Source organism: Pseudoalteromonas maricaloris, assembly GCF_024746855.1.
Taxonomy (GTDB): domain Bacteria; phylum Pseudomonadota; class Gammaproteobacteria; order Enterobacterales; family Alteromonadaceae; genus Pseudoalteromonas; species Pseudoalteromonas maricaloris.
The window spans coordinates 4034424-4049474 of the sequence record NZ_CP024625.1 but is presented as its reverse complement, the minus strand read 5'-3'; the positions used below and the strand labels follow the sequence as shown (position 1 = coordinate 4049474).

Below are 15051 nucleotides of genomic sequence, written 5' to 3'. Positions count from 1 at the left end.
ATGTTAAAAGATACTGTAATTTTCAAAGAGCAATACAACGGTCAAATGCCAGCTGCACTTCAGGAGCGTTTTTTACCTGAAGGTCCAGATTTCCCGCTTGTAATTGAAGATACTAGCGGAACACACAGTGCTGCGCAGTGGGTTGCTGACAATGCAGCAAAAATAGATCAGCAGCTGAGACAATACGGTGCAATTCTATTACGTGGTTTTAATCTACAGAATGAAGACGACTTCCGTGACGTCGCAAATGAGTTTATTCCGACGCTCGCAAAATATATGGAAGGCGCGACACCTCGTACCAATCTCGGCAAAGGTGCTTACACCTCAACTGAGTTTCCTAATGAATTGAGCATCGCACAGCACAACGAGTTGTCATACGTTAAACAATGGCCAATGAAGATTGCATTTAGCTGCATGATCCCAGCAGAGGAGCGCGGTGCGACACCTATCGCAGACGTTAGAAAAGTGCATGACTATATTGACGCTGATATTAAAGCCAAGTTTGAACAGCATGGTTGGATGTTAGTACGCAACTATGGCAATGGCTTAGGCCCAACGTGGCAAAAAGCATTCAACACTGATGATATTGAAGAAGTTAAAGCATACTGTCAGAAAGCGGATGTGGAGTTGGAAATTATCAGTGCCGATCAAATCCGTACTCGCCAAGTGCGTCCTGCTATTCGCGATCACATTCATACCGGTGAAAAGGTGTGGTTTAACCATGCTGCATTCTGGCATCCGTCAAGCTTGTGTCCAGTGATTAGAAAAGAGTTGGTGTCTCAGTTTGGCGAAGAAGCGTTAACTTATAACACAATGTATGGCGACGGCTCTGTGATCCCTGACGACGTGATTGAGCATATTAACGAAGCCTATAAAAAAGCGACCGTGACTTTCTTGTGGGAAAAAGGCGATGTGTTACTGATGGACAACATGTTGGTATCACACGGCCGCGATCCATTCAAAGGCGAGCGTCGGATTGTTGTTTCAATGGGCGAGCCAGTGGAACTATAAGTTAGTCATGTGGCTCGTGACTGCGAGCCCCAAAATAGCAGGTTTATTATGTTGCTTTACTATATTAAAAAATTCAAAAAGATCATGTTCTTATCGGGGCTCGCTAGTTTGTTTACTGCGGCTACATCGATAGCTTTGTTTCATATGATAGGGGAAAGTGGGGAAACCGGTTTTCAGCCTCTAGAGGTTGTTGTGTTTGCGGTATTAGTCACGTTTCTATTAGCGGCTTCAATGACGACGAGTTACTTTCTCTCTCAATACAGTGCAGGCACAGTAAACAGTGTGCGCCAAAACCTAGTTAGTCGAATTTTGGGAACCGATTACGACAAACTAGAAAAAGCTGGTAGAGCGCGACTATATAACGTTCTGACCAATGATGTGAATGCTATCTCGGGGGCGCTCGCTGAGATGCCAGCTTTCGTTTATAACAGTTTTCTGTTGTTGGCTTGTTTCGGTTATCTATTTGTACTGTCTGAAGTCATGTTTGGCATTCTTGTATTAGCTGCGTTAGTGTCATTTTTAATCACAAAAATAGTAATGACAAAAATAACCAAGGCCGCGAACCAAATGCGTGAACATCAAGACCATGTATTTGAGGGCTATAAGGGCATTTTAGATGGCGCGAAACAATTAACAGTCAACAAAGCGAGACGCCAGTACTTTTTTGAGAAGCGCCTACAGCCAGTGATGACTGAGTTACGCAGCAGCGAGCGTGAATATGGCTTTGCCTGGGACATTAACCGCAATATAAGTCAGGTGGTGATTTTCATCACGTTGGGCACCATAGTTGCGGTCAGTCATTATCTACAGCGCACTGAATTAGTAATGAGTTATATCCTTATCGTAACTTACATTGCGGCACCATTTGGGTATGTGATGAATCTATGGCAAAACATCGCTCGGGCACGCGTCTCGATGCAAAAAATCGAATCTTTACAGCTTGGCAGTGAGCAAGGTGGATTAACTACGGATCAGCACACGCCGCTTTCAGACAACTGGAATAAGTTAGTTTTTAAAGATGTCTCTTTCGCTTATGAAGCGAAAGGAGAAGATACCGCTTTTTCTTTGCCGAAACTGAATCTGACGTTTAATAAAGGAGAAATTATTTTTATTACCGGTGGTAACGGCAGTGGTAAGTCAACATTCTTACACTTGCTATTGGGTCTTTACACACCCTCAAAGGGCGTAATAAAAGTAGATGAACAGGAAGTGCATGCAGCTCAACTTGATAGCTATAGAGATAAAATTACGATGGTGCTGCCCGATTTCTACCTTTATCGCGAGCTGTTAGACGCCAAAGGCGACCCAGTAGATAGAAAAACGGCGAATACATTGCTGGCTCAGTTTCAATTGGATCACAAGCTAAGCGTGGATGAGGAAGGGTTTTCCGCCACACAGTTTTCTCAAGGTCAGAGAAAGCGTTTGGCATTGATCGCCTCAATTCTCGAAGATAAAGATATCTACGTGCTAGATGAATGGGCTGCGGATCAAGACCCACATTTTAGAGCGCTATTTTATCAAGAATTGCTGCCATGGTTGAAGTCGCAAGGTAAAACAGTAATTGCGGTAACTCATGATGACAAATACTTTCACCTCGCTGATCGCCATATCAAGTTCGATCAGGGGCAGGCAGAAGAGTTGAACCAGAAAAAACAACAAGCTGCATAATTAAAGGAGCACATATGTTTGATTTTATCAAAGGTCGCAAGACCCCAGAAACACCAAAAAATACGGATATCGAAGCTGTTGGAGCAGAAAGTGAAGTGACCGTGAAAGAATCCCAGTACACCGTTGGTGGTGAAGTGGTGAAAGAACGCCATGTAACCGTTACCAAAGGCGATGGCGGACCAGCCCCAACCACGCCGACTCCGCCCCAAGTTCCAGCCAAATAAGTGCTGAACATTGAGTGGTGCGAGGCGAAAGCTTCGTGCCACTTTAGCTCACTTTTAGTGTGTTAAAACGATTCAGCTGACTGTGTTGTAGGTACTATTGCATTCTTTTAACGTATTTTTTGACTAAACCGCTGTGCGGAAGAAAAGTACACTCTTACCTTTCTCACCAATCCTCGCTACAATATTGCGCAATTTGTACTTAGTAAGTGCTTGTTGTCTGCTAAAGCCATTTCAGTATTACGGTGCACAATGAAGTGACCGAATTAAAGACAAGAGTATTGAACCGTACGTTTGTTTTTTGACACAAGAAAAAGGATCCTGTGTTCATGCCGTTAAATACAATTATTCTTGCTGCGGGTAAAGGCACTCGCATGCGCTCTAAGTTGCCAAAAGTACTTCACCCTATCGCTGGAAAGCCGATGGTTCAGCATGTTATCGACAATGCGGTCTCATTGGGCGCGCAGTCTACCAATTTAGTTTTCGGTCATGGTGCGCAGCAGCTACAAGCCGCGTTATCACATAATGAAGTGAACTGGGTGCATCAAGCTGAGCAGTTGGGTACTGGTCATGCTGTCGCGGTAGCAAAGGAGCATATCAGTGATGACGATAAAGTACTGATCCTTTATGGTGATGTGCCTCTCACAAAGCTGAGCACGCTACAGCGTTTGCTGGATGTGACGCCAGCTAAAGGCCTTGCGGTACTCACTGTTGATTTAGCAAACCCGACAGGTTACGGCCGTATGCTGCGAGAAAATGGCAAATTGGTTGGTATTGTCGAACAAAAAGATGCGTCTGCGGAGCAACTTGCTATTACCGAGATCAATACAGGCATAATGGCGGCTAACGGTGGATTATTGAAAAAGTGGCTTGGACAGCTATCGAATAATAACGCACAAGGTGAATATTATCTCACTGATATTGTGGCGATGGCGCACCGCGAAGGGGTAGAAATTACTTCTGCACAGCCTGATGATGAGATGGAAGTAGAAGGTGCGAATAACCGTGTGCAACTTGCTGCTTTAGAGCGCGCTTATCAAACTTGGCAAGCTGAAACTTTGATGATTAATGGTGCTAGTTTAGCGGATCCTGCTCGCATTGATGTGCGTGGACAGGTAATAACTGGCGAAGATGTTCAGATTGATGTTAACGTGATATTTGAAGGCCATGTTGAAATTGGCGATGATGTCGTTATTGGTCCTAACTGCGTACTTAAAAACTGTAAAATCGGCAATGGTGTAGTTATTAAAGCTAATACGCTTATCGAAGATGCGCAGGTTGCTGATAAGTGTACTTTAGGTCCATTTGCTCGCTTGCGTCCTGGCGCGATAATGGAAGAAGATTCTCATATTGGTAACTTTGTCGAGATGAAGAAATCTCGTTTGGGTAAAGGTTCAAAAGCTAATCACTTGACCTACCTTGGAGATGCTGAAATTGGGGAAAAAGTGAATATTGGTGCCGGGACCATCACTTGTAACTATGACGGTGTGAATAAGTCAAAAACCATTATCGGTGATAATGCCTTTATTGGCTCTAATTCATCACTAGTTGCACCGGTTGAAATTGGTAGTACGGCAACGATTGGTGCAGGCTCAGTGATTACCTCAAGTGTTAAAGATGAGCAATTGGCAGTCGCGCGAGGAAAACAGCGTAACTTGGATGGCTGGCAGCGTCCAATAAAGAAATCATAATATTATTTAATTTTTAATATCATACAGATAGCGTTAAATATTTCTAAACCTAAATAAGGCAAGTGCGACTTGCCTTATTTCATTCCTTTCTGTTACCACCCGTGGTACATTGTATTTTCAATAAAAAAATATTAACAATAATATTACCCGATAAGTGCTATGGAAAATTTATTTCGCCGTGAGGTGTTAGAGCATAAACAGCACCGCTTAGAGGGCACAATTAGCTTAATCCAACCGCCCGTATTTAAGACTTTGGGATTACTCATTTTAACGGTTGTGATTTTAAGTATCGTGTTTCTATCAAGTGGTAGCTATACCAGAAAGGAAAGAGTGTCTGGCGTTATTGAGCCCAGTGGTGGATTGCTGCGTGTTGCTGCAATGCAACAGGGGGTGGTGTCTGAAGTGTTGGTCAAAGAGGGTGAACAAGTCGCTGCTGGGCAACCTTTGCTGCGAATTGCATCTGCAAAACATAGCACCGAAGCCACTGAATTGAATCAAGCATTACTGAATCAATATCGCTTTCAGCAAAAGAACTTACTACAGCAGATTGAGCAACTACGTGGACAGTACCAGCTTGATATCGAAGAGCTACAGCAACAAGAAACGACCGTAAAAGAAAAGTTAAAAGAACTTGAGAGCCAAGCAAGCACGTTCCAGGAGCGGCTACTACTTAATCAAGATTTAGTATCGCAAATTGCGACGTTAAAAGGCACTGGTTATATTTCTGAACTAGAATTACAGCGCCAAAAAGACACCTTGCTTTCATTAAAGCAGCAAGCTTCTTCAATCCGTTCAGAACGCATAGCGCTTGAGTCACAGCTTAAAAACATCAAAAATCAATTGGCGAAATTGCCGATTGAACATCAAAACCGAACTTCTCAGCTGCAATCGCAGCAAGCTGACCTGCTTATCCAAATCTCATCCATCGAGCAGGAGCGACTTGGTGAAGTCCGCGCGGCCCAATCCGGTGTTGTCACTGGATTGCTTGCTAAGCTTGGCAAAAATGTCTCCATAGGTCAGCATTTACTGACCCTTATCCCTGAAGATAGTGATATGCAAGCAATTGTTTATATCCCAACTTCGGCTTTTGGTTTTATCAAAGAGGGGCAGGAAACAAAATTGCGCTACCACGCGTTTCCTTACGAAAAGTTTGGTATATACAAAGGAAAGATTGTAGAGCTTAGTAACAGCGTCATCTTGCCTGAGGAAACTAACATGCCAGGCATTATTCAAGAGCCTGCGTACCGTGTAGTGGTTGCGTTGGATGAACAAGCAGTAAAAGCATATGGTAAAGATACAGTCTTGCGTGCAGGTATGACGCTTGATGCGGATATTGTGGTAGAAGAACGCTCTTTATTGCGTTGGTTGTTTGACCCAGTATTTAGCATCAAAGGCCAGTTATAAGAAGTAAAAGGGTTGATATGGAAATGGAACATGAAGGCGCAGCCAATAAGTTAGAGTTTTGGTCGCGGAAATCTTTACCAGTGATCATCCAATCAGAAGCGGCAGAGTGTGGCCTTGCGAGTCTTGCTATGGTTGCTGGATATCATGGTTATCGCACTGATTTAACTCGCTTAAGGCAGCGTTTTAGTATTTCAATCGAGGGTTGTACGCTGCTCGATATTATGCACTTTGCTGAAAAGCTCCATTTAACTTCAAGGCCTCTGCGAATTGAGCTTGAAGATCTAGATGCGCTGCAAGCACCGGCAATTCTACATTGGGATATGAACCATTTTGTGGTGCTTAAAAAAGCCAACGAAAAGCGCATCGTGATCCATGACCCCGCTGGTGGCGAAAAAACCTTTACGATGGAAGAAGCCTCTAAGCATTTTACTGGCGTGGCATTGGAGTTAACGCCAACCAAAGACTTTGAAAAGAAAGAGCAAAAAGCGAGCCTTAGATTCTCAGATTTTTGGAGCCGTATTACGGGCTTAAAACGCTCACTGCTGCTTATCTTTATGTTATCCATCTTGCTACAGGTATTTACGCTGGCAGCGCCCTATTATATTCAGCTGGTTATAGATGATGTCATACTCACTGGTGACACCTCTCTCTTGACGGTGCTGGCGATAGGGTTCTTTTTAGTACTGCTTTTTGAAATCGCTACCAATGCGCTACGTGGCTTTACCTTGCTGCACTTTGGTAATCAGATGAATATTCAACTGGGGGCGAACCTATTTCACCACTTAGTGCGCTTACCCATCGCCTATTTTGAGAAGCGCCATATGGGGGATGTTGTTTCTCGCTTCGGCTCTCTTCAGCAAGTAAAGCAGCTCCTTACAACGGGAGTCATTGAAGCGATTATTGATGGCTTAATGGCGATTATTACCTTAGCGATGATCTTCTTTTACAGCCCTATGTTATCAGCGGTTGTGTTGGTGGCCGTGATCACTTACGCGATTATCAGAATGCTCATGTATAAGCCATTTCGCAATATCAGTGAGCAAGAAATCATGGCGCGCGCGGAAGAAAATTCCAACTTTATGGAAACGGTACGCGGGATCCAAACAATTAAATTATTTGGCTCAGAGGTGAAGCGAGAAGGACAGTGGCAAAATCGCTATGCGAGTGCGATTAACCACAATATCCGCTTGGGCAATTTTAAAATTGGCTATGACGCGATTAACCGGGCGCTATTTGGTATCGAAAATATCATTGTGGTTTATTTGGCGGCGCACTTGGTGATTGCTGGTGGATTTAGTACCGGTATGCTGTTTGCTTTTATGTCTTACAAGCGTCAGTTTATGGATAAGACCGCAAATCTTATAGAAAAGCTCATTGAGTTTAAAATGTTAGGCCTCCACTTTGACCGTATCGCTGATATTGCTTTAACGGACAAAGAAGAGTTACAACCAGATCAATATCGCAAACTGAATATCGAAGGCAAAATTGAAGTAAAAAATCTGTCGTTCGCATATTCAGACGCAACACCAAATGTCATTGACAAATTAAACTTAACAATCAATGCGGGCGAGTCAGTAGCAATCACAGGGCCTTCTGGTTGCGGTAAGTCGACGTTACTTAAGTTAATGCTGGGGCTAAATAAACCATCCAGCGGTGAAATTTTGGTGGATGGTATATCTCTTAACCAAATTGGCGCAAGACAGTATCGTCAGCAGATAGCTGCGGTGATGCAAGACGATGAGCTCCTATCCGGTACTGTGGCTGATAATATCGCCTTTTTTGATTCACCAATCAATATGGAAAAAGTGGTGCATTGTGCTCAATTAGCAGCTATCCATGATGATATTAGCGATATGCCAATGGGGTATGACAGCTTGATTGGTGATATGGGGTCAAGCTTATCTGGTGGTCAGAAGCAGCGGATCATCTTGGCGCGTGCTCTATATAAAGATCCGAAAATACTGTTTATGGATGAAGCAACGAGTCACCTTGATACTGGGCTGGAAGAGGATATCAATGAAGCTGTGTCACGGTTGAAAATTACTCGCGTGATCATTGCGCACCGGAAAGAAACCATTGCCTCGGCGGATCGGGAAATTAAGCTCAAAAGGCCTGTGCACCATGAAGGGGAAGAACAAACCTCGACATCGGGATCTGAATAAATAAAGCGAGCATGCAGCTCGCTTTATTTTAAGGCTTACTGCTGTAGCAAATTATGGGATCTGGCAAGTGTGCTCACGGCAAGAGTGGTTACGACCTGTCCAACAATCGCCATAGCGATCTGTGAATAGAGAGCCTGCCGGAGAATTAGCCTGAACATCACCGCCAGCAATTTGAGGTGTCATATTTGCTGGAATAGATTTGCTGTCATTTGAGAGCGCTTTTATGCACTTTTTGTTTAGTGTCAATTTCATTCGTTTTTCCTTACTTATGTTGGTTAATAGTAGTCCTTTATTTCAATCCTTTTGCTACACGCATTGAATGCGTGTGTACAAAAGTTAAGCTAGTGTTAGTTTGAATAAATGTCAATACATTGTTTTTTTATGGCAACCTTTATATCAAAATTTGAGTTTGGCTAAACAAAAGGTTAACTTACCTATGGTGAGTACAGAAATTATAATTAAGAGTTGAAACAAGGATAAGTATGCTAAAGGCGTTAGATTTAGAAAAAAAAGAACAAATCCTGTCTATAGTGGAAAAGCTAGCCAAGCAGGTTGAATCAAATCTTGAAGCCGTGAACAGTAACGGTTTGCTTAGTGGTTTAGCTGGGCACTTATTGTTTTTATTTCGAGCTGCAAACTTTAATGATGCTTGGGTCGATGAGGAAAAATTTCATCTGGCGCTAGATAAGCTCCAAAATGAATTGGCAGAGCAAACCCCTGAACTGAGTTCAGGGCTAGCTGGGCAAGCTTGGGTGCTTGAGTATTTTAACCAGTATGAGGACGAAGAGTATGATCCTGCTCTGCTGGAGGAGATAGATAATTTCTTTGACACTGCACTCGACTTTTCTCCTTGGACAGGAGAAATCGAAATGGTGTTAGGCCTTGCCGGATATTCTCCCTATATCTCACGTCGTGCAAAAAAAACACAACAAAGTACTTTGTTTGATCGTCTTGTTACGGGATACGAGTCGGTTGCGGTAGAGCTAGATGGTCAGCAGGTTGCTTGGTCTCAGCCGAAGCAATCGGTATATAGATTTGATAAAGAAGATACGGAAAGTCACGAATTTAATCTAGGTCTGGCACATGGTGTTCCTGGCATTATCGCCGCTCTTATTCCTGCGCTTCAGGACGAAAAAGTAAAGCTGCGGGCGCAAAAACTGGTCGTTGCGGGCTGTGATTGGCTGCTTGAACAACAAAGTCATGCTGATGATAAGAAAGCTTGCTTTGGATCATGTGCAGGAGATGAGCACCATTCTCGCTTGGGTTGGTGCTATGGTGACTTAACGATTGCGTTAACACTTGCAAGAGCTGGGCATGCGTTAGACAAGCCAAGTTATGTTGAACAGGCACTGGAAATCGCGTTGTTTAACGTCGATAGAGACGCGAAGCAAGGCCATATTAACGATGCCGGACTTTGTCATGGTTTTTTTGGGTTGGTAACCATTTATCAACTACTCAACCAAGTTATGCCTCATCCTAAGTTACAGCAGGCCGCCTTAACTTGGTTAGATTATGGCTTAAATCAGTACCAAGAACGTGGACTAGAAGCCCTGTATTCATATAACGGTCTGGAAAAGGCACACCAGGAAGATCATAGCTTTTTAATGGGTTTTGCGGGTATTGGTTTAGCGCTCATCGGTGTGCTGGATGACAATCTTGATTGGACCGATTGTCTGTTAATGAGTTAAGGAGTATCTATGCCAGCTAAAATAACAACAGACTCCTTTTTTGTTCTGCGAACACCAAAACTGCCGATTGAAACCTTGTTCAATCAGCAAGATAGTAATGCGATGTTAAGTGCCTGGCTTGCCACACCAGGGGTGATGGAAGCTTTGTACGTTGCAAGTCCATCTCTATTAGAGCGATTGGAACAGTGGCGTGAAAAGCCGAACTCCAAGCAGGGGAAAAAAGTCGCATTGGCGCTATTGCGATACCTCATTCGAATGTCTTCACGACCTACACCTTTTGGTCTTTTTTCTGGTGTCCATACGGGTAAAATCGGCTCAGAAACTCGTCTTGTGAGTGATAGCGCAGAGCATGATTCCCGCAAAACTCGCTTAGACATGTTTCTGCTGTCTGCAATTCGCTCTCATTTAGCAGAAACTGAAGCAAAATCAGATAATTTGTCTTATTTACCTAATCCATCTCATTACTTTATAGCAGATCAGTGCCGCTACATCGAAACTTACCTTTCTGATGACACCATGCAGTATCGCCTGAGTGCCGTTGATAGTGATGAGTACTTCATCACTATGCTGGAACTGGCGAAACAGAAGCTAAGCTTTTCTCAGCTCATTGAGCAATTTTGTTTGCGCTATAGTGAAGCAGAATATGAGGAAGTTAGTGCATACCTTGAAGAGCTCATCAGTGAAGGGGTATTAATTCCCGATATTCCGCTACCACTTACTGGTGAAAGTCCCGACATCGCGTTGATTAAAGCGTTGAAAAATGTTGCGCCTGTGGAAGTTTACGCCAAGCTGGAGCAGGCGAGTCATGACCTTGCAGTGATGGATGAAGCGGGACAAGCGAAGCCTGAGCAATACCAAACCATTTTTAAATACCTTTCTGAGCTACCGGTTAAAGTTCAAGAAAACAAACTTTTCCAATCAGATACTTACCGCGCTTTTTTGCATTGTGAAATGTCGCAGCAAGAAGTTGCAAGGGTGAATAAACAACTGCAATTGATCGCGAGCTTAAATCGCAGCGCTAAGCATAACCCACTTGAAAACTTTATTAATAAGTTCAACACGCGGTTTGAAGGTCAATTTGTACCTTTGGATATGGTGTTGGATGATGAGTCGGGTATTAGTGTCTCCACTGAAACTGGCTATGATGCCCCGTTAGTAGGTGGTTTACAGTTGGGTCGAGCGAGTAGCGGACAAGCTAGCGCCCCTGACTATACCGAACTGGATCACATTATTGAGCAGGCTGTGACATTGCCAAGTAATTTAGGCAAAAGCTGTGTGGTCCTGACCAGTAGCGAATTAAAGCAAAAAGTTAAGGATAAAGTAGAACTTAACTTGCCACGTTCAATGGCTGTGATGTTGAGTTTATTTGAGGACGAAAAGTCGAATCCTGTGTTCAAGTTCAATGGCTGTTATGGGCCGTCGGCAGCTAATCTTTTGGGTCGTTTTTGCCACCTTGATGAAACATTAAAAGAATCGGTGATTCATCATTTAGAGCAAGAACACAGTCACAGTGAAGAGGTTATCTTCGCAGAAATTGTACATATGCCCGAGGGAAGACCTGGTAACGTGATTGCGAGGCCACATTTACGGCAGTACGAAATCGTTTTTATGGCAGACAGTTCACTAGACCTTGAATACCAGATCCCGCTAAGTGATCTGTATGTTTGGGTCGAAAGCCAGCAGGTTAAACTCTGGAGTAAGCGACTCAATAAACGCATTATTCCGCGTTTGTCGAGTGCACATAACTTTTCTGCTCGAAGCTTGAGCGCTTACAAATTCCTTTGTATGTTGCAGCATCAAGAAAGTGAAACGCCCAAGTTTTCACTGCCTTCAAGCCTAAGAAACGCTACTTATGTGCCGCGCATCATGTTAGATAACCTGATTTTACATGAGAAAACATGGCGTATTGAACGCAAAGAACTTGAAGCGTTATTAGTTAATCAACACATCGACGCAAATAAGCTTCAACAGCTCAGAGAGAAGTATTTGTTAGATGATTGGGTCAGTTTTGCCGCAGGAGATAATGTTTTAACTTTGAACTTAAGCCAAAGTGCGATGGTAGAAGTGTTGCTGATGGAAACCAAAGGCCGCAATACGGTTGAGCTCAGCGAAGTATTAGCATATCAACTGACGCCGCGTGTAACGGATGCGCAAGGTCGTCATTACGCTAATGAAATCATTGTTCCTTTACTTAATGAGAATGCGGCTCCTCATACGCACTTTGCAGAAAAGCCACTAGAAAATATTACCGCCACACCAATCTCTCGGCGCTTCAGTGCGGGTTCCGAGTGGCTTAGCTTAAAAATATATTCAGGTAATACCATTGTTGAGCAGCTACTTTATGAGCAGTTATTGCCGCTTATTGAGGAAAATAGTGCATTGTTCGATAAGTGGTTCTTTATTCGCTATGGCGATCCGGATTGGCATCTACGCTTACGCTTCCAAGGCAAGCCAGCAGTGCTTTGTGGAGAGTTATTGCCAAAACTCAACCAGCTATTGTCACCTATGATAGAGAGCTCTCAGCTGCATAAAGTTGAATTAATGACTTATGAGCGAGAAGTCGAGCGCTACGGCGGTCCGCAATCGATGACTTTGATCGAAAGCTTGTTTATGTTTGACAGTGAGCTTATTGCGAAAAGTTGTCAGCTAGTTGAAGAGTTCGGAGAAGATGTCCGTTGGCGTATCGCATTGGCTTGTACTAACCGTTTGCTGACGCTATTTGATTATGATGCGGAACAAAAGCTATCACTGATCTCTTCATTGCGCGCAGGGTTTGGTAAAGAATTCAATGAGAGTAGCGCGCTGAGAAAGCAGCTCGGTAATCGTTATCGCGATCACCAAACTCAGCTCGATGATGACTTTACCAAGCTTAATATTGCGAGCTTAGCGCAATGTGATGAGACGCAACAAGCGATGTTGGCGCTGTTAGAGGCGTGGCAGAAGCAGGCAGAGCCAGTGGTGAAGGAAATTTTGACATTAGAAAAGTCAGGTTCACTTAATTTGAGTATACAATCATTACTCGGCTCTCTTTTGCATATGCATAACAACCGTATGTTTAAAGCTTATGGTCGAGAACAGGAATTTGTTATTCATGATATGTTGAGACGAAAGTACTTCTCTGAGTCTAAAGTTTCTTAGAGAATGAAAAAGGTTGGCTTGGTTGCCAACCTTTTTCATTTATGAGTTATGCTGACACTTTATTTTGCATTTTCTCACCAACAAGTTTTGGTAATACTCGCTCAATGAACTGTTGAAGTGGCTTAACGTGCGCTTCTACGTCAGTCCAGTCCGCTTCTAGGTCCTCAATAATATGATGAGTCTCTATTACTTCACCCTGATAGCAAAGTTCAATGATGGGGTGTAAGAATTTACTTAACTCCGCATCAGTCGCGTTGTCTTTATGCACTCGAACCTGATTGAACGGGTCACCTTCAATTGGTGCACCAAAGTCTAATGCTATCTGCAAATGATAGTGATCACCTAGATGAGCATGGAGGTACGGACTCGGCAAGTGTTTATAATATTGTGCCATACCGCTCTTTGATACCGTAACTGCATCCACCATGAAGCCATGCTGTTGCCATAGCGCGCTTGTCTCATTGATACGGTTCAGGATTGCACTGCCGATTGCTTCTGGCGTACCTAAGTGTTGGTCGCATGCAAGCGTAGTATTATGATGCTTTTGTTTTAGCATCTCGACTAAGGCGCGGCTATTATATCTAAAGCCGTGAATAAAGCCTGAGGTCGACTTACGATATTTGGTGGATTGTGTCAGCGTGCCGGCAAAATACAGGCCTTTTACATTGATGGATTCAAAGCTGCAATCTAGAGATGGGAAGCGGCCTTCAATCATGAGATCAGGTTTTGCACTATCGGCAAAAATACTACTGTCCATGGCAAATCCAGTACAACAAATGATCTCATCATACTCTATGGTTTCTTGCTCACCATTAGCATGAGCATAACTAAAGTGCACGATAAAACGGTTGTCTTGTTTCTCAATACGCTTAATGTCGGCGTCTAAGATAGCGTTTTGCGACTTCAGTTGATATGTATCTAGAATATTGTTGTTTACTGCACGTAGGTCGCCAACATAGTGGGTCTTCCATGCCATATCTAAAGGATTTGGACTACAAACGTGGATTAGGCTGGTGGCAGGGATAAGGTGATCAGCCGTTTCGAAAGCTGAGTTTCCTTTACCGATAACAAGTACGCGTTTGTTTTCATATGGTGCCAAATCAATATTTAAGTCTGAGTATTGTGTAACTAGCTCTATTCCTTCGATCTTCGGAATATAAGGCTTAGGGACACCAGTGCTGACGATGACGCGGGCTGCTGTATATTGTTCATTATGAGTTGTGGTCACAACGAAGTGATCGGCAATCTTTTCGACGGACTTAACACGCTGGTTATAAGCAACATTTAGCTGATTTTGGTCAACATAATGGTTGAGGTATTTGACTAAGTTATCAGCACTTGGGAAAAAGTCGCGGTCAAAACTGGAAAAGTTGAGGCTGTAGTCATCAGTTAAAATGGAGTTCCAATCGTGTCTTAAGTTGAATTCAGGGTTTGTTGAGCCGGTAAATACTTTATTAATTGAAATTAGTTTCCGGTGAATTGGGAATGTTTCAAAAAAGCATCCTGCGCGCTGACCTGACTCCAACATGAGGTAGGACAAGCCACTTTGTTTTAGGTGGTAAGCGGTTTGGACTCCAGCTGGGCCTGCGCCAATAATAAGATAATCAAGCATGTTCGTTGTTCCTTGTTGGTGTTGGTGCTGCAACAACTACTCTAGACAGGGTAACGTTCCCCCGCTTTCCCTATTGCAGTTATGATATTAATTCGTTGTATAATTGTTGTTTTAAATTGTGTATTAATTGTGTATTTGCAATGTTTTTTTACCAACTGGGCGGTAACACGAATTCCAGTATGTATTTTTAGGGAGGGAGTCGTAGATAGTGCAACTAAGGCAAGCAATGACTAAAAGCTAATAGTCGGTAATAGGTATTAGCTATGTACTATCTAGAGATATTCTTCAGTTTAGTGACTTAAGAATGCTCTCTTTGACTAAGCTGACTTACCTGCGGACGAGAGCAAATACCAAATAATAAGAGAACTTTGATATACCTTGAATTTGTTTAGTAGCAATATGTAAGTAGGGCTTGAAGTAGCATCCGGACTTACAGGAGCTAAGTAAAGCTAAAAG

General features: G+C 43.2%; 10 protein-coding genes. 8 read left to right on the top strand and 2 right to left on the bottom strand.

The genetic code is table 11. The features are described 5' to 3' along the window. From CTT31_RS17895 to CTT31_RS17870, 6 genes are all read left to right on the top strand, one after another. On the top strand, positions 1-1011 hold the full coding sequence (locus tag CTT31_RS17895; RefSeq protein WP_130165225.1) for a TauD/TfdA family dioxygenase: 1011 nt from the start codon (positions 1-3) through the stop codon (positions 1009-1011). A 48-nt stretch (positions 1012-1059) separates the two neighbouring features. Further along, positions 1060-2679 (top strand): cyclic peptide export ABC transporter, encoded by a 1620-nt coding sequence (locus CTT31_RS17890; RefSeq protein WP_039493173.1) that lies wholly within the window; start codon positions 1060-1062, stop codon positions 2677-2679. Positions 2680-2693: 14 nt separating this feature from the next. Continuing rightward, the gene (locus tag CTT31_RS17885; RefSeq protein ID WP_130127216.1) at positions 2694-2903 is read left to right on the top strand and encodes a hypothetical protein; all 210 of its coding nucleotides are present in this window, start codon (positions 2694-2696) and stop codon (positions 2901-2903) included. A 326-nt stretch (positions 2904-3229) separates the two neighbouring features. After that, positions 3230-4591: a bifunctional UDP-N-acetylglucosamine diphosphorylase/glucosamine-1-phosphate N-acetyltransferase GlmU gene (glmU, locus tag CTT31_RS17880; RefSeq protein ID WP_211858915.1), complete on the top strand. Its 1362-nt coding sequence runs from the start codon at positions 3230-3232 to the stop codon at positions 4589-4591. Between the two features lie 159 nt (positions 4592-4750). Next, positions 4751-5995, top strand: a complete 1245-nt coding sequence (locus tag CTT31_RS17875) for an HlyD family secretion protein (RefSeq protein ID WP_211858914.1) — start codon at positions 4751-4753, stop codon at positions 5993-5995. Positions 5996-6012: 17 nt separating this feature from the next. Next, the gene (locus CTT31_RS17870; RefSeq protein ID WP_211858913.1) at positions 6013-8157 is read left to right on the top strand and encodes a peptidase domain-containing ABC transporter; all 2145 of its coding nucleotides are present in this window, start codon (positions 6013-6015) and stop codon (positions 8155-8157) included. A gap of 51 nt (positions 8158-8208) precedes the next feature. On the opposite strand, the gene CTT31_RS17865 is transcribed toward CTT31_RS17870, so the two are convergent. Beyond that, positions 8209-8409, bottom strand: coding sequence for a hypothetical protein (locus tag CTT31_RS17865; RefSeq protein ID WP_039493184.1), 201 nt, complete (start codon positions 8407-8409; stop codon positions 8209-8211). A 230-nt stretch (positions 8410-8639) separates the two neighbouring features. Here CTT31_RS17865 and CTT31_RS17860 point away from each other — a divergent pair, with 230 nt between their 5' ends. Further along, complete coding sequence (locus tag CTT31_RS17860) at positions 8640-9845, top strand: lanthionine synthetase C family protein (RefSeq protein WP_211858912.1); 1206 nt, start codon at positions 8640-8642, stop codon at positions 9843-9845. A gap of 9 nt (positions 9846-9854) precedes the next feature. Beyond that, positions 9855-12983 carry a lantibiotic dehydratase gene (locus CTT31_RS17855; protein WP_260491697.1) on the top strand — a complete coding sequence of 1043 codons (3129 nt, stop codon included), beginning with the start codon at positions 9855-9857 and terminating at the stop codon, positions 12981-12983. A gap of 46 nt (positions 12984-13029) precedes the next feature. Here CTT31_RS17855 and CTT31_RS17850 read toward each other — a convergent pair whose 3' ends face one another. Further along, a complete protein-coding gene (locus CTT31_RS17850) occupies positions 13030-14595 on the bottom strand; it encodes an NAD(P)-binding domain-containing protein (RefSeq protein WP_211858910.1) in 1566 nt (521 codons plus the stop codon). Positions 14596-15051: the final 456 nt, after the last annotated feature.